This is a genomic window from Micromonospora sp. ANENR4 (assembly GCF_015354395.1).
GTDB lineage: Bacteria > Actinomycetota > Actinomycetes > Mycobacteriales > Micromonosporaceae > Micromonospora > Micromonospora aurantiaca.
In genome coordinates this window covers 13,198-31,804 of record NZ_JADKYQ010000020.1, presented here as the reverse complement: position 1 = coordinate 31,804, position 18,607 = coordinate 13,198, and the positions used below count along the sequence as shown (strand labels likewise).

The window sequence follows — 18,607 nt, the reverse complement described above, 5'->3', positions numbered from 1 at the left end:
ATCAGCGCGTTCCGGGGCGTCCGGTGACCGCCGAGACGACCGGAGTGCGCTTCGACTGCGACGGGCCGGTCGCGACGGTGACGTTGTGCCGGCCCGACGTACTCAACGCCCAGACCCCGGCGATGTGGCGCGCCATGAGCGACTTCTCCCGGGACCTGCCCGGCGACGTGCGCGTCGTCGTCGTACGCGGAGAGGGGCGCGCCTTCTCCGCGGGCCTGGACCTGACGGTCGCCGGTGCGACCGGGCCGGGCTCCTTCGCCGAGCTGGCCGCGATGCCGGAGGCGGAGTGCGCCGACCGGATCGCCGACTACCAGGGTGGGTTCACCTGGCTGCACCGGCCGGACGTGGTGTCGATCGCCGCCGTGCAGGGCCACGCCATCGGCGCCGGCTTCCAGCTCGCGCTGGCCTGCGACATGCGCGTGCTCGCCGCCGACGCGAAGCTCTCGATGGCCGAGGTGACCCTCGGCCTGGTTCCCGACCTGGCCGGCACGCGCCGCCTGGTCGAGCTGGTCGGCTACTCCCGGGCGCTCGAGATCTGCGCCACCGGCCGGCGGATGGACGCCGCCGAGGCGGACCGGATCGGCCTGGCCACGCTCGTGGTGCCGAACGACGAGCTGGACGGCGCCGTGCGTGATCTCTCCGCCGGGCTGCTCGCCAACAACCGGGACGCGATCATCGAGATCAAGGCGCTGCTCGCGGGCGCGGCCGACCGTTCGCACGCCGAGCAGCAGCGCGCCGAGCGGGAGGCGCAGACCCGGCGGATCCGGGACCTGGCCGGGCGGGGCGAATAGCCGGTACGGCGATTTCGTAAGGACCGTTCGGGAAGATCTGGGTTACTCGCGAGGTTGTCACAGGCGTCGGGAGAATGGACTCCGACGGTTCATGCTGCCCCGACGACCCGGAGGTGACGAGTGTCCCACCCGATGGCCGGCGGCGGCATGGGCGGCTGGAGCATGCTCCGGTCGCTGCGCAACCGCGACGAGGTCTCCGCCCACGAGCTCAAACGCGGCACCGCCCGGCGGATCGTCGCGTTCGCCCGGCCCTACCGGCGCGACATCGTCGTCTTCCTGATCACCGTGGTCATCGCCGCGGTGATCGGCGTGGCCACGCCGCTGCTCGCCGGCGACGTCATCGACGCGATCGCCGGCGGCGGCGCGGACGCCCGCTCGACCGTCGTCCGGCTCGCCCTGATCATCGCCGCGCTCGCCGTGGCCGACGCGCTGTTCTCGCTGGTCCAGCGGTGGTATTCGGCCCGTATCGGCGAGGGCATCATCCTCGACCTGCGCACCCGGGTGTACGACCACGTCCAGCGGATGCCGCTGCAGTTCTTCACCCGCACCCAGACCGGCGCCCTGGTCAGCCGGCTCAACAACGACGTGCTCGGCGCCCAGCGGGCGTTCACCTCGACGCTGTCCGGCGTGGTCAGCAACGTCATCCAGCTCGTGCTCACCGCCGGGGCGATGCTCGTGCTGTCGTGGCAGATCACCGTGCTGGCGCTGGTGCTGCTGCCGATCTTCATCATCCCGGCCCGCCGGGTCGGCCGGCGCCTGGCCGAGATCACCCGCGAGTCGTACAACCTCGACGCCAAGATGAACGCCACGATGACCGAGCGCTTCGGCGTGGCGGGCGCGCTCCTGGTCAAGCTGTTCGGCGCGCCGGAGGTGGAGGCCGACCGGTTCGCCCGCCGGGCCGAGCGGGTGCGCGACATCGGCATCCAGTCCGCGATGTACTCGCGGACGTTCTTCGTGGCGATGCTGCTCGTCGCGTCGCTGGCCCAGGCGCTGACGTACGGCGTCGGCGGCTGGCTCGCGGTCACCGGGGCGGTCAGCGCCGGCACCGTCGTCAAGCTGGCGCTGCTGCTGACCCGCCTCTACGGCCCGTTGACCGCGCTGTCCAACGTCCGGGTCGACGTGATGAGCGCGCTCGTCTCCTTCGACCGGGTCTTCGAGGTGCTCGACCTGCGCCCGACCATCGCCGAGAAGCCCGACGCGGTTCCGGTGCCGCGCGGCAACGGCCGGGTCGAGTTCCGCGACGTGCGCTTCCGCTATCCGAGCGCCGCCGAGGTGTCCCTCGCCTCCCTGGAGGAGGTCTCGACGCTCGACCGGACGGTGAACGAGCCGGTGCTGCGGGGCGTCTCGTTCGCCGTCGAGCCGGGTCAGATGGTGGCCCTGGTCGGTCCGTCCGGCGCCGGCAAGTCGACGCTGTCCATGCTGATCTCCCGGATCTACGACGTCAGCGACGGCCAGGTGCTCGTCGGCGGCGTCGACGTACGGGACGCCACGCTCGCCTCCCTGCGCGACGAGATCGGCGTGGTCACCCAGGACTCGCACCTGTTCCACGAGACGATCCGGGAGAACCTGCGCTACGCCAAGCCCGACGCCACCGACGACGAGATCTGGGCGGCGCTGGCCGGCGCGCAGGTCGCCGACCTGGTCCGGGCGCTGCCGGACGGGCTCGACACGACTGTCGGCGAGCGGGGCTACCGCTTCTCCGGCGGCGAGAAGCAGCGCATCGCCATCGCCCGGCTGCTGCTCAAGGCCCCGTCGATCGTGATCCTCGACGAGGCCACCGCCCACCTGGACTCGGAGAGCGAGGCGGCGGTGCAGCGGGCGTTGTCGGTGGCGCTGACCGGGCGTACCGCGCTGGTCATCGCGCACCGGCTCTCCACGGTGCGCGACGCCGACCAGATCCTCGTGCTCGACGAGGGCCGGATCGTGGAGCGCGGCCGGCACGACGAGCTGGTGGCGGTCGGCGGCCTGTACGCCGAGCTGTACCGCACCCAGTTCGCGGTCACCGACTCGCCCGCGCCCCACGCCGAGGCCGAGCAGCCCGAGCCGGTGGTGACCACGGTGCCGATGGGCACCTACGTCGCCCACGAGGCCATGCCCCCGGCCGCCGCCAACTAGCGGCCCGGCGAGACCACATCCCGGCGCCGAGCCGTCGACAGCGCGGCGGCGCCGGACGACCGGCCCGCGACGACCGAAGCCCTAACCCGCGACGACCTCGGCGCGCAGCTCGGCGAACGCGGCGCCGAGCGTCTCCGGGGTGAAGTGGGCGTTCAGGCCGCTCGGATTGGGCAGCACCCAGAGCCGGGCCGCCGCGAGCGTCTCCGGCTGCGGCCCGAAACCGGCCTTCGGCCGGGCGAACCCGATCCGGTACGCGGTCACCCCGACCACCGCCACCCAGCGCGGCCGGTAGTGCTCGACCTTCGCGGTGAGCGTGGCGGCGCCGTCGACCAGTTCATCGGCGGTCAGCTCGTCGGCACGGGCGCTGGCCCGGGCCACCATGTTGGTGATGCCGAGGCCCAGCGCCGGAAGCATGTCCTGCTCACTGGGGTGCAGCAGCCGCGGCGTGAAGCCGCCGCGGTGCAGGGCGGGCCAGAACCGGTTGCCAGGGCGGGCGAAGTGCCAGCCGGTGGCCGCTGACCACAGGCCCGGGTTGATGCCGACGAACAGCACGTCCAGACCGGGTGCGATCACATCGGGCAGCAGCCGGTCGGCCGCCGCGGCGAGCTGCTCGCGGCTGGGCCGGGGATGGCTGCGGGCGGGCGTGCCGGGTCCGGGCGCGGCCTCGGGCCGTCCACCGCCCGGCCGCCGTCGATCGCTCATCGGCCCACCGTCCCGGGTGAACGGCCCGCCGCGGGCGCGGCCACCCGCACCCGGCCGGCCGCCGCGGAAAGCCCGCCCACCGCCGCGGGAAGCCCGGCCGTCGCGCCCACCGTCACAGCCCGCGCAGCGCGCCGCCGTCGACCGGAACGGTGATCCCGGTGACGTACCCGGCGGCGGGGGAGAGCAGGAACGCGGCCACCCGGCCGAACTCCGCCGGGTCGCCGATGCGCCCGAGCGGGATCGCCGCCTCGGCCTGCGCGCGGGCCCGCTCCGGATCGCCGGAACCGGCCAGCAGCTCCCGGTTGCGGTCGGTCATGATCCGTCCCGGCAGCAGGCTGACCACGCGGACGCCGCGCGGGCCGAACTCGTCCGCCATGTCCTTGGCCACGCCGGCGAGGCCCGGCCGCAGGCCGTTGGAGATGCCGAGCCCGGGCAGCGGTCCGCGTACCGAGGTGGACAGCACCAGCCCGATCGCGCCGCCGTCGGTGAGCGCGCCGGCCACCGTGCGGGCGAGCCGGACGCTGCCCAGGAAGACCGTCTCGAACGACTCCCGCCACTGCTCGTCGCTGACGGTGGCGACGGTGCCGGGCGGTGGGCCGCCGACCGAGATCAGCGCACCGTCGAGACGGCCGAAGTGTTCGCGGGCGGCGGCGACGAGCCGCTCCGGGGTGGCGGGGTCGGCGAGGTCGGCGGTCAGCCCGATCGCCCGCTGCGGGTCACCGAGCGCCTCGATCGCGGCGGCCACCCGTTCCGGGGTACGCGCGGAGATGACCACCCGGGCGCCGTCGGCGACGAGGTGTTCGGCGGTGGCGAAGCCGAGGCCGCCGGAGGCGCCGGTGAGCACGTACACCCGGTCGGCGAGTCCGAGATCCATGCACCGATCCTGCCGTACCGGCGGGTGCCTGTCAGCGCGGGGCGGGCCGCACCAGGCGTACCCGGCCGAGAACCTGAACCGCGACGGCGCCGCCGGTCCGGGCGAGGGCCGGCAGCCGGCGCGGCCGGGGCGGGCGGTGGCCGTCGTAGCGGCTCGCGGACTCCCGCGCGGCCAGCTCGTCCGCGCCCAGCGGCGGCAGCGCGTGACGGTCGCGCAGGTCGCGGGCCAGGTCCCAGCCGTCGCGAAGGGAACCGTTCGTGGGACGGCCGTCGGCCCACGTGGTGAACGTGGCCGGCCAGGCGGACCCGAGGCCGGCCGCGAGCAGCGGCCAGTGCCGGGCCACGTCGCCGGCCCGTTTGCGCAGCAGCGCCCGGCGGGCCGCCTCGACCGGGGCCGGGGCGAAGCCCGGCGGCAGCGGTCCACCGGCGACGAGCGCGGCGACCAGCTCGGCCTGCCGGGCCGCCAGGTCGCCGCTCACGTGACAACCGGGTGGCCGGAGGCGGCGGCCAGCGCGTCGAGTTCGCCCCGCAGCTCGGCGGCGGGCGGGTAGTGCCCGTCGCGTTCCAGCAGCAGCGCGGGCGGCCGGCGCCTGGTGCACAGCTCGCGGACCAGGTCCAGCACGGCGGCGGGCACCGGGTCGGTGTGCGTGTCGTGGTAGAAGCCGCCGTGTTCGGCACCGCCCGCCACGTGCACGTAGGCGATGCGCTCCAGCGGCAGCCGGTCCAGCAGCGCGGCCGGGTCGCCGCCCCGGTTGCGGGCGTTGGCGTGCACGTTCGCCACGTCGAGCAGCAGCAGCGCGTCGGTGGCGTCGAGGATCTCGGTGAGGAAGTCCGCCTCGTCCAGCTCGTCGTCCGGCCAGTCGAACAGCGCCGCGATCGGTTCCAGGGCCAGCGGCACCGGCAGCTCCGCCTGCGTCCGCCGGACGTTCGCCACCACCGCCGCGACCGCCTCGCGGCTGCGCGGCAGCGGCAGCAGGTGACCGGCCTCCAGGCCGCCGGCCCGCACGAACGCGATGTGCTCGCTCACCAGCGGCGCGTCCAGGGCCGCGGCCACCCCGGCCAGGTGCGCCACCCGGGCCGGATCGACCGGTTCCGCGCCGCCGAGGGACAGCCGCACCCCGTGGGGTACGACGTCGACGCCGCGTCCGCGCAGCTCGGCGAGCCCGTCCGGGAGCGGCCCGGCCGGGGCGACCGCCTCCGCGACCACCTCGACGAAGCGCAGCCCCGGCAGCCCGGCGACGAAACCGGCGATCTCGGGGCGCCAGCCGATGCCGACGCCGGACGGGCCGCTCATCCGCCGCACCCGCCGCCCCCGCCGCAGCCACCACCCCCGCCGCACGAGCTGCCGCCCCCGCAGGAACTGCCGCCTGCGGTCGCCCCGCCGCCGCACGAGGTGCCGGTGCTCGCGCCGCCCGCGCTGCCCATCGCCTGCCGCTGGATCTCGGCCTGCTCCGCGAAGCCCGGATCCATCGTCCAGAGCGTGGCGGTGCCGAACAGGGCCACGCCCAGCGCCACGTCCGTCGCGCCGTACGTGGAGTAGGCGGGCTCGGCGGCCGGTCGCAGCCAGGCGTGCCGGCGGCGCATGTCGTTCAGCGCGGCGGTGGCCGCCCGGGTGCGCCAGGGCACGCGGTTGAGCAGCACGAACGCGAGGCCGAGCGGGAACAGGCTGAGCAGCAGCCAGCCGGTGGGCCGGTCGTTCAGCATCCCGGAGATCGCGCGCACGATGCCGATCACCAGCAGGGCTCCGACCAGCAGGGCGCCGCGCCGCAGCGTCCGGCGCCGCTCCTGGTCGAGGGCCAGACCCCGGCGTACCAGGCCGTCGCGCAGCTCGTCGAGCGCCCGCCGGACCCACTCGTCGGCGGCCAGTTCCCGGGTCCGCAGACCGCGGCTGGCCGCGTGGTGCACCGCCTGGTCCAGCGGGGTGGCGCCGGCCGGCAGCGGGCCGCCGGTGGTGAGCCGCCGGTCCGGCCGGACGCCGACCGCGCCGCAGTGGCGCAGCCCGCCGAGCGCGGCCCAGACGGCGAGCTGGTCGCCACCGTTGAGGTAGGCGACCTGCTGCGGACCCAGGTCGCCGTACGCGGTCACCGGCGTGCCCGCCAGCATGCGCCGCCGGTACACGATCGCACCGATGACCAGGACGACGGCGAGCAGGAGGTACCAGCGCAGGAATACGGGGCCGGGGATGCCCCAGGTGTCGGAGGGGGTCATCGTCTGCTCCTGTCGCGAGGAGGGGTCGCGGCTCATTGTGGAGCAGGCGCGCCAGAGTCGATCTCCTGGAGGGGCGTAGTTACCGGACCGAGACCGGCGCCGGTTCAGTGCCGGCGGACGGCCTCCTCGACCAGGTCGAGCACGCGGGCCAGGTCGCCGGCCGGACGGCCCATCGCCAGGTGCAGCACCAGTCCGTCGTAGGCCAGCTCCAGGAACTGGGCCAGCACGTCGATCGGCACGTCGTCGCGGAGCACACCCGCCTCGCGCTGGCGCAGCAGACGCTCCCGGGTCGCGGCGGCGATCGCCTCGGACCGTTCCGCCCAGCGCTTGGCGAAGGCGGGGTCGGTGCGCAGCCGGCGGGAGACCTCCAGCTGGCTACCGAGCCAGCCGGTGGTGTCCGGCGAGACGGCCCGGGCGAGCAGGTCGCGCATGACCTGCACCAGGCCGTTACGGGCCACCGTCTCCACCATCGCGGCGGCGTCGTCCTCGGCCACGGCGAGGAACAGCGAGTCCTTGTCCCGGAAGTGGTGGAAGATCGCGCCCCGGGACAGGCCGGTGGCCTCCTCCAGCCGCCGCACTGTGGCGCCCTCGTAGCCGTGCCGGGCGAAACACGCCCGCGCCGCCGCGAGGATCTCCTGCCGGCGCGCGTCGAGCTGGTCCTGACTTACTCTGGGCACGAACGGATCGTCCCAGGTGGAACCGGCCGATGCAAACCGTACGTACGGCTTGAGATGCGATTCCGGATGATCATCCGCGCATCGCCGAGTGGTTAGGATCGGCGCGTGACCGCCCCGCCCGCGCACCCGCTCACCGTCGCCGCCGTCCAGGCCCAGCCCGTCCCCGGTGACGTCGCCGGCAACGCCCGTGCCGCCGCCCGCCTCGTCGGCCGGGCCGAGGGTGCCCGCGTCGTGGTGCTGCCCGAGCTGTTCCTGCCGGCGTACCATCCGCCGACGCTCGGCGCCGATCCGGAGGGCACGGACGTCGCGGCCGACGCCGACGGCCGGGTGACCGACGCCCGGCTGGACCCGCTGCGCTCCGCCGCCGCCGACGCGGGCGCCGCCGTCGTGATCGGCGCCGCCGTCCGCCACCCCGACCGGCGGCGCACCATCTCCTCGCTCGTGGTGGACCGGGCCGGCACGGTCACCGCCGCGTACGACAAGCAGCAGCTCTGGAGCGGCGAGCGGGAGCTGTTCGACGCCGGCCGCCGGGGCGCCACGCTCGAGGTCGACACGTGGCGGCTGGGACTGGGCGTCTGCTACGACGGCTGCTTCCCGGAGCACGCGCGGGCCGCCGCGGGCGACGGCGCGCACGGCTACCTCTGCCCGAGCGGGTACCTGGCCGGCTCGGCGCACCGCCGCGACCTCTACTACGCCGCGCGGGCGCTGGACAACACCATGTACGTGGTGTTCGCCAACTCGGTCGGCGGCGCCGATCCGTGGCGCTTCAACGGCGGCGCGGCGGTGTACGACCCGGAGGGCCGGCCGCTGGCCCGGGGCGCCGACACCGGTGAGGACGTGCTGGTGGCCACGCTGGACCCGGACGCGCTGGCCGCCACCCGTGCGGCGCACACCATGCTGCGGGATCGCCCGCTCGACGCCGGGGCGGCTCGCGCCGTCCTCGTGGCCTGATCGCCGTGGCGGGGCCCTCGGCCCTGTCGGTGCTCCGGCCCGTCCCGTAGGGTGCCCAGGTGCCGTTGCTCCTGCTCGATCTGGACAACACCCTGCTGGACCGCGACGGGCCGTTCCGCGCCTGGGGAGAACGCTTCCTGGACGGCATCGGCGCGCCGCCGGCCGACCTCGACTGGTTGGTGTCCGTGGACGCGGACGGGCTGACCAACAGGTGGGACGTGGCGGACGCGATCCGTGACCGGTACGCGCTGCGTATCCCCTCGATCGACCTGGTCGACGAGCTGCACGACGGCGTGGTGGCGCACATGCGGCTGGACCCGCTGGTGGCCTGCGCGCTGCGGATCGCCGCGGACGCCGGCTGGGTGCCGGTGGTGGTCACCAACGGCGCGTCCCGTCAACAGGACGCCAAGATCCGCAAGACCGGCCTGGACCGCTACGTCGCCGACTGGGTGATATCCGAGGAGGCGGGCGTCAGCAAACCGAACCCGAGGATCTTCGCGCTCGCCGCCCAGCGGGCCCGGATGCCGCTGCGCGGCGCGTGGGTGGTCGGCGACAGCCCGGAGGCGGACATCGGCGGCGCGACAGCCGTGGGCCTGCCCAGCGTCTGGCTGCACCGGGGACGCCGCTGGGCCGATCCGAGGTTCGCGCCCACCCGGATCGAGGACGGTCTGATCGCCGCCGTCGCGGCCGTCCTGGCCGGCTGACGGCGCTCGGCGGCGCGGGCCGGCGGCGGCACGGCGGCGCGGGCCGGCAGGCGGCGCGGCGGCACGGTGGCGCACCGCGCGGAAAATCCGTTGACCCGCCGCGGGCGGGGCACGAGCATGGTGCCGCGCGACTGCGCAGCCGGGTGTGCCCGGTCGAGGAGAGGGGGTCGGTCATGGCCGTTTTCGCAGGGTCTTACCACCTGCCTCCACCAGCCTCGATCGAAGGACAGATCCACCCGTGCGCGATCACGACATCCCGGCGCCGCAGCGCCGAGGCCGCGGCAAGAGCCGCTTCGACGACGACGAACCCGACTTCCTGAAGCGGGGGCGGCGTACCCCGCCGACCCTCACCGACCCGGACGCCGAGCCCGAGGCGGAGGACGCCTGGTCCTCCTGGGACCAGGCCGTCCACGGCCCCGAGCCGCACCCGGAGTGGCTGGTCACCGAACTGGCCGCCCGGGACACCGAGCTCGGGGTACTCAAGACCGGCAAGGAGGCGGACGTCCACCTGGTCCGCCGTGCCGTGCCGGGTACCGACCGCGCCTGCCTGCTCGCGGTCAAGCGCTACCGCGACGCCCAGCACCGGCTGTTCCACCGCGACGCCGGTTACCTGGAGGGCCGCCGGGTACGCCGGTCCCGTGAGATGCGGGCGATGACCGGCCGCACCGCGTTCGGCCGGCAGATGATCGCCGGGCAGTGGGCGGCGGCCGAGTTCGCCGCGTTGTCCCAGCTCTGGGAGATCGGGGCCGCCTCCGGGCGGATCGCCGTGCCCTACCCGGTGCAGCTGCTCGGCACCGAGCTGATGCTGGAGTTCGTCGGCGACGCCGAGGCGGGGGAGGCCGCGCCGCGGCTGGCCCAGGTCCGGCCCGACGACGACGAGCTGCGCGACCTGTGGGACCAGCTCGTGGAGGCGTTGACGGTGCTCGCCCGGGCCGGGTACGCACACGGCGACCTGTCCCCGTACAACCTGCTGGTGCACGCGGGCCGGCTGGTGATGATCGACCTGCCCCAGGTGGTCGACGTGGTGGCGAACCCGCAGGGGGCCGACTTCCTGGCCCGCGATGTGCGGGTGGTGGCCGCCTGGTTCACCGCCCGCGGGATGCCCGCGACGGTGACCGACCCGATGGCGCTGACCGAGGCGCTGCTGCGGGAGGCGGGCGTCCGCTGACCGGCCGGCGTCCCGGGCGGGAGACCGCCCGGGACGCCGGTCCGGGTCACTGCAGGTAGCGCTCGACCTCGGGCACCGGGCGTTCGCCCTGGGCGTCCGGGTCGCCGTGTGCCTGGCGGGCCGCGCGGCGGCGGCGCAGCAGGTCCCAGCACTGGTCCAGGGACTCCTCCAGCGCGCGCAGCCGCTCCCGCGCCTCGTCGTCGGTGCCGGCCTCGTGCTGCTGCGCGTCGGCACGCAGCCGGTGCTCCTCGTCGACGAGTTCCGAGATCCGGCTCAGGATGGTCTTGTCGTCCATGCCCGAAGCTTGGCACAGCGGACGGGTCCGCGCCCGCGTTCCGCCGCCGTCCGTCAGAGGTGAGCGTTGCTCGCTCTCCGCAACGGCCACTGTGTACGCGAGTGACGCATATCCCACGGGCTCCATTCTCGACAAAGAGATTGTTGTTACGTGAAATATCCTCCGACCTGCCTTTTGATCTGCGGCTCAGGATGGCATGCTCGCGAGCAACGTCACGGGTCGATACGGAGTCGCGACCCTGAGTCAACCGAGGGAGCGTTCAGGTGCCCGAACCGACGGACACACCGAGGCCCACCGGCCGACCCCGAACCGTGCCGCTGCGGCAGATCCTGCCGGCGGTGCTCCGCGACCCCGCCCGCGCACTCATCGACATCGGTAACCGTACCGAAGGTGAACTGGTCCGGCTCAACCTCGGCTCGTTCCGCCCCTACCTGGTCACCCACCCCAAGCACGTGCAGCACGTCCTGCGTGACCGGGCGGACAACTACGAACGAGCAGGTGACGGGCTGTTCTGGCGCCCGGTCAAGCGGCTGTTCGGCGAGGGGATCCTCGGCGAGGGGCAGATCTGGTCGGCCAGCCGCCGGATGCTCCAGCCGATGTTCACCGCCAAGCGGGTCGAGGCGCTGGTCGACGGGATGGCCGACGCGATCCGTGACGCGGTGGAGGAGCTGGACGAGCCGGCCCGCGCCGGCCAGCCGGTCGACATCGGCGTGGAGCAGGCGCGCATCGTCAGCCGGGCGATCATGAAGGTGCTGTTCGCCGACCGGATCTCGGTGCCGGACGCGATGCGCGTCATCGAGGCGCAGGACCGCATCGCCACCGCCGTCATCCCCCGGATCATCGTGCCGTTCGCGCCGCTGTCCCTGCCGATGCCCGGCGACCGCACGTTCGCCCGCGCCGTCCGCATCGTCGACGACGTGCTGGTGCCGATCGTCCGCGAGACGCGGGAGTCCGCCGACCAGGGCGACGACGTCATCTCGACGCTCTGGCAGGCCCGCACCGACGACGGGCGGCAGCTCGACGAGCGGCAGGTCCGCAACGACACAGTGGCGATGTTCGCCGCCACCACGGAGACCACCATCAACGTGCTGACCTGGGCCTGGCCGCACCTGGACCAGCACCCCGAGGTGGCCGGGCGGCTCTACGCCGAGATCGACGAGGTGGTCGGCGGCGAGCCGGTACGCCGTGAGCACCTGAGCCGGCTCACCTACACCCGGATGGTGCTGGACGAGCTGCTGCGGCTCTACCCGATCGGGTGGATCATCCCGCGCCGTGCGGTCGCCGGGGACGTCATCGACGGCGTGCCGATCGAGCCCGGCGCCACGATGGCGGTCAGCCCGCTGATCACCCAGCGGATGCGGCAGTTCTGGGACCGCCCGGACGAGTTCGACCCGGAACGGTTCCGCCCCGAGCGCGTCCGCACCCGCCACCGGTACGCCCACTTCCCGTTCGGCGGCGGGCCGCACCAGTGCCTCGGCATGTACCTGTTCTACCTGGAGGCCCAGCTCATCCTCGCCACCATGCTCAGCCGCTACCGCTTCCGGCTGCACCGCCCCGGCGTACCCGGACTGCGGCTGGCCGCGGCGCTGCGGCCGCGCGAACGCGTCGAGCTGACGCTCGTCGCCGCCGGGCGGACGGAGCCGGCGTGACCGACGGGCCGACACCCGATCCGCTTACGGTCGCCGCGGAGCAGGGCCGGGTCTGCGCGCTCGCCGCGCAGGGCCAGCGCGGCCTGCGCAGGGCCGCCGCCGCGCACCCCGAGCTGTTCCCCGGCGACCCGTTCGACGCGACGCTGTTCAGCAGCATCGCGCAGGCGATGGCGTTCAGCGCCCCCTGGCACACCGCCGCCGAGCTGGCGGTGACCAACCGCGCGGTGCTCTGGGGCTTCGCCGTCGACTGGCTGGTCGACCACCAGGCCACCAGCCGGGCCGAGGTCGACCGGATCACCGCCGTCTGCCTGGACGTGCTCGACGGCGGCGAGTCCGCCGACCCGCTGGGCCGGTTCCTCGCCGAGCTGCGCGACGACGTCGCCGCCGCACCCGCATATCCGGCGCTGCGCGGCCTCTGGCGCGACACGATGGCCCGCACGCTCGACGCGATGGCCCGCGAGTGGGACTGGCGGCACACCGGCCGTCCCACGCTCGCCGAGTACCTCGCCAACGCCGACAACCTCGCCGCCACTGTGGTGAACGTGGCCCACTGGATCCACACCGGATCGGTGTCCGACGCCGCCACGCTGGCGCGGCTGATCGAGGTCGGCGACGAGGTGCAGCGGGCCCTGCGCCTGGTCAACGACCTCGGCACCCACCGCCGCGACGCCGAGTCCGGCGACCTCAACGCGCTGCTGCTGGTGGACGATCCGGCCGAGGTCGAGCGGCTCTTCGCCGAGCAGGTCGACCACTGCAGCGTCCTGCTGGCGAAGCTGGCCGGCGAGGTGCCGCGGGAGGCCGGCTTCCTGTCCCGGCAGCTCGGCTTCACCGCCGGCTTCTACCGGAACACCGACTTCTGGGGCGTGCGGTGACGCTCACCGCCGGATCGGTGCCCGCCACCCGGTCCGGGACCACGCACGACCTGATCACCGCGCTCGGCGGCGAACCGGAGGGACAGACGTCGGCGTCGGTCTACGAGACCGGACGGCTGGTCGCGCTCGCACCCTGGCTCGACGGCCACGACCGGCGCGTGGCCTGGCTGCTGGACCGGCAGCGCCCGGACGGCGGCTGGGGCGGTCCCGGCGGGTACGCGCTGGTGCCGACGCTGAGCGCGGTCGAGGCCCTGCTCGCCGTGCTGCACCGCGACGGGCCGTCCGTCGCGCCCGCCGACGCCGCGCGCCGGGGCCTGACGTACCTGACCGGCGCGCTGCGCGACGGCACCCCGCCGGACCTGCCGGCCACCGACCTGATCGTGCCGGCGCTGCTGACCGCCGTGGACCGGCACCTCGGCGGCCCGGCCGGGCCGCCACCCGGGCTGGCCGAGTGGGCCGGCCGGCCCCGCCTGCCGCTGCCGGCCGGTCTCGACCCGGCCCGCCTGAACCGGGTACGCGGACTGCTCGCCACCGGACGCCCGGTGCCGGAGAAGCTGGCGCACGCGCTGGAGGTGGCGGGCGAGCTGGCGTACCGGGCGCCCGGGGTGCGCCCCTCGGTCAGCGGCGCGGTCGGCGCCTCACCGGCCGCCACCGCCGCCTGGCTTGGCGGCCCGGAGCCCGGGCCCGCGCTCGACTACCTGAACACGGTCGCCCGGCCCGGCCCGGTGCCCTGCGCGAGCCCGATCACCGTGTTCGAGCGGGCCTGGGTGCTCGGCATCCTGGTCCGGGCCGGAGTGCCGGTCGGCGCGCCCGAGCCGGTGCTGACCGAGCTGCGCGCCGCGGTCGGACCGTCCGGCGCGGCCACCGCGCCCGGCCTGCCCGCCGACGCCGACACCACGGCGGTCACGCTCTATGCGCTGGCCCGGCTGGGCCGCGCACCCGGTGTCGCGCCGCTGGCCGGGTTCGACACCGGAGCGCACTTCTGCACGTGGCCGGGGGAGGACGGCGCCTCGCTGACCACGAACGCGCACGTGCTCGACGCGCTCGGCGAGCATCCGAGCGCACCCGGCGTCACCGGCGCCCGGCGCCGGGTCACCGAGTGGCTGCTGGAGCGGCAGGAGCCGGACGGGCGGTGGGAGGACCGCTGGCACGCCTCGCCGTACTACGCCACGTATGCGGTGCTGCTGGCACTGGCCGACCACGCGCCGGACGGCGCGGCGCGTACCGCCGTCGAGCGCGGGGTGGCCTGGCTGCTGGACACGCAACGCCCGGACGGCTCCTGGGGACGGTGGGACGGCACCGCCGAGGAGACCGCGTACGGGGTGCTCGCCCTGGCCGACGCGGGCCGGCCCGGTGACCCCCGGATCACGTCGGCGCTGGTGCGGGGGCGTCGTCGACTGTCCGAGCTGGACGGATCCGAGGGTGAACCGGCACTATGGCACGACAAGGACCTCTACCGCCCGACGCGGATCGTGCGCGCCGCGGTGCTGGCGGCCTCCGGCCGTGCCGGGGCGGCCTGGACCGGGGCCGCACCTACCATGATCAGGATCGCTTGAATGAGGTTCACGACGGCTGCTAGCGTGCGCCGGAGTCGATCGGATTCCGAACCGACCGAAGACCGGGCCAGGACGGTGTGATGGGTTCCCGCAGTACGAATCTCCGTACGAAGATCATCGCGCTGCTGGCGTCGCTGACCGCGCTCTGGGCGTTCGCCGCGTGGGTGACCGTACGGGACGGATTCAACCTGCTCGGCGTGCAGACGCTCAACGCGCGCGTCTTCGAGCCGAGCGACCCGCTGCTGCAGGAGTTGCAGGCCGAACGCCGGCTGTCGCTGCGCTACCTCGGTGAGTCCGACCCGAGCCGGCTGCAGGAGCTGGAGGCCCAGCGCGCGCGTACCGACGAGACCGCCGGCGCGCTGTGGCGCTCGGTGCGGGACTGGCGCACCGAGATCCCGGCCAGCGAGGAGCTGATGCAGCGGCTCGACGAGCTGAAGACCGAACTGGACCAGCTCGGCCAGATCCGCGCCGACGTCAGCCGCAAGACCATCGACCGGACCACCACGCTCATCGCGTACGACGAGGCGGTAGACGGGATCTTCGCGGTCTTCGACGCCCTCGGCGGCCTCGACGACGACGAGATCGCCAAGGACACCGCCGCGCTGATCGACCTCAACCGGTCCCGCGAGCTGCTGTCCCAACAGGACGCGCTGCTCACCGGCGCGATCGCGGCCAACCGGATCACCGTCGGCGAGCAGACCGCGTTCGCCCGCCTGGTCGGCGCGCAGTGGTTCCTCGCCGACCGCACCGCCCGCGAACTCGCCCCCGGCGACCGTGCCCGCTTCGAGCGGATGGTCGAGGGCGAGGCGTTCCAGCAGCTCCGCACGCTCCAGGACCAGGTGCTCGCGGCCAAGGGTGCCGAGGTGCGCCCCCCGGTGACCGCCGCGGCGTGGCAGGCCGCCGCCGAGAAGGCGATGGCCGACCTGCGCGAGGTCATCCTCGCCGGCGGTGAGGACATCGTGTCCCGGGCCACGCCGGTCGCGGTGGGCGTCATCGTACGGCTGGTGCTCGCCGCCGGTCTCGGCCTGATCGCCGTCATCGCCTCCGTGGTCGTCTCGATCACCACGGCCCGGGCGCTCGTCCGCCAGCTCGAACGGCTCCGCGAGGCCGCCTTCAAGCTGGCCCACGAACGCCTGCCGAGCGTGGTGGACCGGCTCGGCCGCGGCGAGGAGGTGGACGTCGCCCGCGAGGCGCCACCACTGCAGTTCGGCGACGACGAGATCGGTCAGGTGGGCAAGGCGTTCAACGTCGTGCAGGAGACCGCCGTCCGCACCGCCGTCGAGCAGGCCGAGCTGCGCCGCAGCGTCCGCGACGTGTTCCTGAGCCTGGCCCGGCGCACCCAGGCGCTCGTGCACCGGCAGCTCACGCTGCTGGACGCGATGGAACGGCGCGAGCACGACGCCGAGGAGCTGGAGGACCTGTTCCGGGTCGACCACCTGGCCACCCGGATGCGGCGCAACGCGGAGAACCTGATCGTGCTCTCCGGCTCGACGCCGGGCCGGGCCTGGCGGCGCAACGTCCCCATGGTCGACGTGGTGCGCGGCGCGGTCGCCGAGGTCGAGGACTACACCCGGGTCACCGTGCGCCCGCTCGGCGAGGTGGCGCTCACCGGCCGTGCCGTCGGTGACGTCATCCACCTGCTGGCCGAGCTGATCGAGAACGGACTCTCCTTCTCCCCGCCGCAGACCACGGTGGAGGTACGCGGTCAACTGGTGGCGAACGGCTTCGCCATCGAGATCGAGGACCGTGGCCTCGGCATGAGCGCCGACGAGCTGGCCGCCGCCAACGCGCGCATCGTGGACCGGTCCGAGCTGAACCTCGCCGACGCCGCCCGGCTCGGCCTGTTCGTGGTCAGCCGGCTCACCGAGCGGCACGGCGTCAAGGTGCAGCTCAAGGAGTCCGCGTACGGCGGGACCACCGCTGTGGTGCTGATCCCGCGTGAACTGATCACCGCCGACGGGGCCGACGGGGCCGACGCCCTGCCCGCACCCGGGACGGCCCTTCCCACGGCACCTGCGCCGGACCCGGTGCGGCGCACGCCGGCCGGCGACGGCGACGGACCGGCGACCCCGCCCGGTCCGGACGGCGCCGCCGAATCGGACCAGCCGTCCGAGCCCGCCCCGCAGGTGCCGGAGCCGGTGACGCGGGCGCCCCGGCTGACCCCGTCCGGGCTGCCGGCGCGTACCCGCAAGCGGCAGCCCGCGGTGGCGGGGCCGACCACGGAGCTGGCGGTGGTGGAGCGGCGGCCCGCCGCCACGACCGACGCGGCGGAGGCGTCGCCGGCGACGGAGCCGGAGACCGAGGCGGAGACGGCGCCGGTCACCGACGCGGGACTGCCGGTCCGGGTACGCCAGGCCAGCCTCGTGCCGGAGCTGCGGCACGACCAGAACGCGGCGGACGACGACGCCGCCGACGACGACACGGCGCGTGCACCGGAGCAGGTGCGCCGGATGATGAGCTCCTACCAGAGCGGCACCCGACGCGGCCGTACCGATGCCGCACGCCTGCTCGGCGGAGCGCAGGGGGCCGGCGGTGGGCCGGCCGACGCGGACGAGCAGGTTACCTGACCGGGACGTCGACGCGACGGAAACCGGAAGCTGACGGCACACAAGCCGGGAAGATGAGGACGACGAGTGGCGCAGAAGACGGCTTCGAGCGCGGATCTGACGTGGCTGCTGGATGACCTGGTCGGCCGGGTCAAGCAGGCGGAGCACGCCGTGGCGCTCTCCACCGACGGACTGTTGATGGCCTCGTCCCGCGGATTGAGCCGGGACGACGGCGAGCACCTGGCGGCGATGGCGGCGGGCATCCAGAGCCTGGCCCGCGGCGCGGGCAAGCGGTTCGGTGGCGGACAGGTACAGCAGACCATCATCGAGATGCAGTCCTCCTTCCTGTTCGTCACAGCGGCCGGGCGCAACGCATGCCTGGCGGTGCTGGCCTCGGAGGACGCGGACGTCGGCCTGATCGCGTACGAGATGGCCATGCTCGTCACCCGGGTCGGCCGGTTCGTCGCGTCACCGACCCGGGAACAGCCCCTCGGCGAGAACGCGGCACGATGACCGGCCGGGGGGACTCCGCGGAGCAGGAGTGGGTGGACGACCACGCCGGCCCGGTGGTGCGCCCGTACGCGGTGACCGGAGGCCGGGCCCGCCCGGTCACCGGCACGTTCGACCTGATCTCGCTGGTCACCTCGACCCGCACCGATGTCGGGTCGGAGTCCGGGCTGGGCCCGGAGCACGTGGCGATCGTCGGCCTCTGCCAGCGGATCCTCTCCGTGGCCGAGATCGCCGCCCATCTCGACCTGCCGGTGGGCACGGTCCGGGTCCTCCTCGGAGACCTGGCCGCCCGCAGCCTGGTACAGGTACGCGAGCCGCGCGCGACCACCGCCGGCCTTCCCGACGAGCACGTTTTCGAGGCGGTAATCAATGGACTACGGGCGCTCTGAGCGGCCGGCGGGCGCCGCTCCGCTGCCCACCGCGATCAAGATCCTGATCGCGGGCGGGTTCGGCGTCGGCAAGACCACGATGGTCGGCGCGGTCAGCGAGACCCGGCCGCTGCGCACCGAGGAGGTGCTGACCGAGACCGGGATCGGCATCGACGACCTGTCCGGCATCGAGGAGAAGTCGACCACCACGGTGGCGATGGACTTCGGCCGCATCACCATCAGCGACGACCTGGTGCTCTACCTGTTCGGCACACCCGGGCAGGACCGGTTCTGGTTCGTCTGGGACGAGCTGGCGCTCGGCGCGCTCGGCGCGGTGGTGCTCGCCGACACCCGCCGGCTGGCCGACTGCTTCCCGTCGATCGACTACTTCGAGGGGCGCGGTACGCCGTTCGTGGTGGCGGTGAACTGCTTCGAGGGCGCCAAGACGTTCCGCCTGGACGAGGTGCAGGCCGCGCTCGACCTGGACCCGGGCGTACCGGTGGTGCTGTGCGACGCACGCAAGCGGGAGTCGGCCAAGGAGGTGCTGATCACGCTGCTGGAGCACGCCATGAAGCTGCGGGAGGCGCGCCGCCGCGCCGCCGAGGACTGAGCGGTCACAACA

General features: G+C 74.4%; 19 protein-coding genes. 12 read left to right on the top strand and 7 right to left on the bottom strand.

The genetic code is table 11. The features are described from left to right. The first annotated feature begins 23 nt into the window (after positions 1-23). Positions 24-791: an enoyl-CoA hydratase/isomerase family protein gene (locus IRY44_RS27890; protein WP_194803158.1), complete on the top strand. Its 768-nt coding sequence runs from the start codon at positions 24-26 to the stop codon at positions 789-791. Positions 792-923: 132 nt separating this feature from the next. Beyond that, the gene (locus tag IRY44_RS27885; protein WP_194803198.1) at positions 924-2,906 is read left to right on the top strand and encodes an ABC transporter ATP-binding protein; all 1,983 of its coding nucleotides are present in this window, start codon (positions 924-926) and stop codon (positions 2,904-2,906) included. Between the two features lie 81 nt (positions 2,907-2,987). Here IRY44_RS27885 and mug read toward each other — a convergent pair whose 3' ends face one another. The 6 genes from mug to IRY44_RS27855 form a co-directional block, all read right to left on the bottom strand. Further along, entirely contained in the window at positions 2,988-3,608 is a 621-nt protein-coding gene (mug, locus tag IRY44_RS27880) for a G/U mismatch-specific DNA glycosylase (protein ID WP_194803157.1), read from the bottom strand. Between the two features lie 112 nt (positions 3,609-3,720). Beyond that, positions 3,721-4,482 carry an SDR family oxidoreductase gene (locus IRY44_RS27875; protein WP_194803156.1) on the bottom strand — a complete coding sequence of 254 codons (762 nt, stop codon included), beginning with the start codon at positions 4,480-4,482 and terminating at the stop codon, positions 3,721-3,723. 31 nt (positions 4,483-4,513) lie between these two features. After that, positions 4,514-4,960, bottom strand: a complete 447-nt coding sequence (locus IRY44_RS27870; RefSeq protein WP_194803155.1) for a hypothetical protein — start codon at positions 4,958-4,960, stop codon at positions 4,514-4,516. After that, complete coding sequence (locus IRY44_RS27865; RefSeq protein ID WP_194803154.1) at positions 4,957-5,775, bottom strand: DUF692 domain-containing protein; 819 nt, start codon at positions 5,773-5,775, stop codon at positions 4,957-4,959. The genes IRY44_RS27870 and IRY44_RS27865 overlap by 4 nt, the downstream gene beginning before the upstream one ends. Beyond that, positions 5,772-6,689, bottom strand: a complete 918-nt coding sequence (locus tag IRY44_RS27860; protein ID WP_194803153.1) for a TIGR04222 domain-containing membrane protein — start codon at positions 6,687-6,689, stop codon at positions 5,772-5,774. Before IRY44_RS27860 ends, IRY44_RS27865 begins: the two co-directional genes overlap by 4 nt. A gap of 104 nt (positions 6,690-6,793) precedes the next feature. Then, positions 6,794-7,366, bottom strand: a complete 573-nt coding sequence (locus IRY44_RS27855) for a TetR/AcrR family transcriptional regulator (RefSeq protein ID WP_194803152.1) — start codon at positions 7,364-7,366, stop codon at positions 6,794-6,796. Between the two features lie 105 nt (positions 7,367-7,471). On the opposite strand from IRY44_RS27855, the gene IRY44_RS27850 reads away from it, so the two are divergent. From IRY44_RS27850 to IRY44_RS27840, 3 genes are all read left to right on the top strand, one after another. Next, complete coding sequence (locus IRY44_RS27850) at positions 7,472-8,317, top strand: carbon-nitrogen hydrolase family protein (protein WP_194803151.1); 846 nt, start codon at positions 7,472-7,474, stop codon at positions 8,315-8,317. A gap of 59 nt (positions 8,318-8,376) precedes the next feature. Further along, positions 8,377-9,021 carry an HAD family hydrolase gene (locus IRY44_RS27845; protein ID WP_194803150.1) on the top strand — a complete coding sequence of 215 codons (645 nt, stop codon included), beginning with the start codon at positions 8,377-8,379 and terminating at the stop codon, positions 9,019-9,021. A 238-nt stretch (positions 9,022-9,259) separates the two neighbouring features. Continuing rightward, on the top strand, positions 9,260-10,189 hold the full coding sequence (locus IRY44_RS27840) for a serine protein kinase RIO (protein ID WP_194803149.1): 930 nt from the start codon (positions 9,260-9,262) through the stop codon (positions 10,187-10,189). Between the two features lie 46 nt (positions 10,190-10,235). Here IRY44_RS27840 and IRY44_RS27835 read toward each other — a convergent pair whose 3' ends face one another. Beyond that, positions 10,236-10,484, bottom strand: coding sequence for a DUF2630 family protein (locus tag IRY44_RS27835; protein WP_013287422.1), 249 nt, complete (start codon positions 10,482-10,484; stop codon positions 10,236-10,238). A 311-nt stretch (positions 10,485-10,795) separates the two neighbouring features. Here IRY44_RS27835 and IRY44_RS27830 point away from each other — a divergent pair, with 311 nt between their 5' ends. From IRY44_RS27830 to IRY44_RS27800, 7 genes are all read left to right on the top strand, one after another. Then, positions 10,796-12,133 carry a cytochrome P450 gene (locus IRY44_RS27830; RefSeq protein ID WP_194803197.1) on the top strand — a complete coding sequence of 446 codons (1,338 nt, stop codon included), beginning with the start codon at positions 10,796-10,798 and terminating at the stop codon, positions 12,131-12,133. Further along, positions 12,130-13,005, top strand: coding sequence for a terpene synthase family protein (locus IRY44_RS27825; protein WP_194803148.1), 876 nt, complete (start codon positions 12,130-12,132; stop codon positions 13,003-13,005). Before IRY44_RS27830 ends, IRY44_RS27825 begins: the two co-directional genes overlap by 4 nt. Beyond that, the gene (locus tag IRY44_RS27820) at positions 13,002-14,561 is read left to right on the top strand and encodes a prenyltransferase/squalene oxidase repeat-containing protein (protein ID WP_194803147.1); all 1,560 of its coding nucleotides are present in this window, start codon (positions 13,002-13,004) and stop codon (positions 14,559-14,561) included. The genes IRY44_RS27825 and IRY44_RS27820 overlap by 4 nt, the downstream gene beginning before the upstream one ends. Before the next feature lie 80 nt (positions 14,562-14,641). Further along, the gene (locus IRY44_RS27815) at positions 14,642-17,128 is read left to right on the top strand and encodes a nitrate- and nitrite sensing domain-containing protein (protein ID WP_194803146.1); all 2,487 of its coding nucleotides are present in this window, start codon (positions 14,642-14,644) and stop codon (positions 17,126-17,128) included. Between the two features lie 66 nt (positions 17,129-17,194). Next, positions 17,195-17,620, top strand: coding sequence for a roadblock/LC7 domain-containing protein (locus tag IRY44_RS27810; protein WP_030503283.1), 426 nt, complete (start codon positions 17,195-17,197; stop codon positions 17,618-17,620). Continuing rightward, positions 17,617-18,006, top strand: a complete 390-nt coding sequence (locus tag IRY44_RS27805) for a DUF742 domain-containing protein (RefSeq protein ID WP_013287416.1) — start codon at positions 17,617-17,619, stop codon at positions 18,004-18,006. Before IRY44_RS27810 ends, IRY44_RS27805 begins: the two co-directional genes overlap by 4 nt. After that, positions 17,987-18,595 carry an ATP/GTP-binding protein gene (locus IRY44_RS27800; protein WP_013287415.1) on the top strand — a complete coding sequence of 203 codons (609 nt, stop codon included), beginning with the start codon at positions 17,987-17,989 and terminating at the stop codon, positions 18,593-18,595. The genes IRY44_RS27805 and IRY44_RS27800 overlap by 20 nt, the downstream gene beginning before the upstream one ends. The last annotated feature ends 12 nt before the right edge of the window (positions 18,596-18,607 follow it).

Bases quoted from the DNA above. Each gene is read 5' to 3' on its own strand.
- IRY44_RS27815 (WP_194803146.1), top strand. From the start codon at position 14,642: ATGGGTTCCCGCAGTACGAATCTCCGTACGAAGATCATCGCGCTGCTG.
- IRY44_RS27800 (WP_013287415.1), top strand. From the start codon at position 17,987: ATGGACTACGGGCGCTCTGAGCGGCCGGCGGGCGCCGCTCCGCTGCCC.
- IRY44_RS27885 (WP_194803198.1), top strand. From the start codon at position 924: ATGGCCGGCGGCGGCATGGGCGGCTGGAGCATGCTCCGGTCGCTGCGC.
- IRY44_RS27875 (WP_194803156.1), bottom strand. From the start codon at position 4,482: ATGGATCTCGGACTCGCCGACCGGGTGTACGTGCTCACCGGCGCCTCC.
- IRY44_RS27835 (WP_013287422.1), bottom strand. From the start codon at position 10,484: ATGGACGACAAGACCATCCTGAGCCGGATCTCGGAACTCGTCGACGAG.
- IRY44_RS27865 (WP_194803154.1), bottom strand. From the start codon at position 5,775: ATGAGCGGCCCGTCCGGCGTCGGCATCGGCTGGCGCCCCGAGATCGCC.
- mug (WP_194803157.1), bottom strand. From the start codon at position 3,608: ATGAGCGATCGACGGCGGCCGGGCGGTGGACGGCCCGAGGCCGCGCCC.
- IRY44_RS27805 (WP_013287416.1), top strand. From the start codon at position 17,617: ATGACCGGCCGGGGGGACTCCGCGGAGCAGGAGTGGGTGGACGACCAC.
- IRY44_RS27860 (WP_194803153.1), bottom strand. From the start codon at position 6,689: ATGACCCCCTCCGACACCTGGGGCATCCCCGGCCCCGTATTCCTGCGC.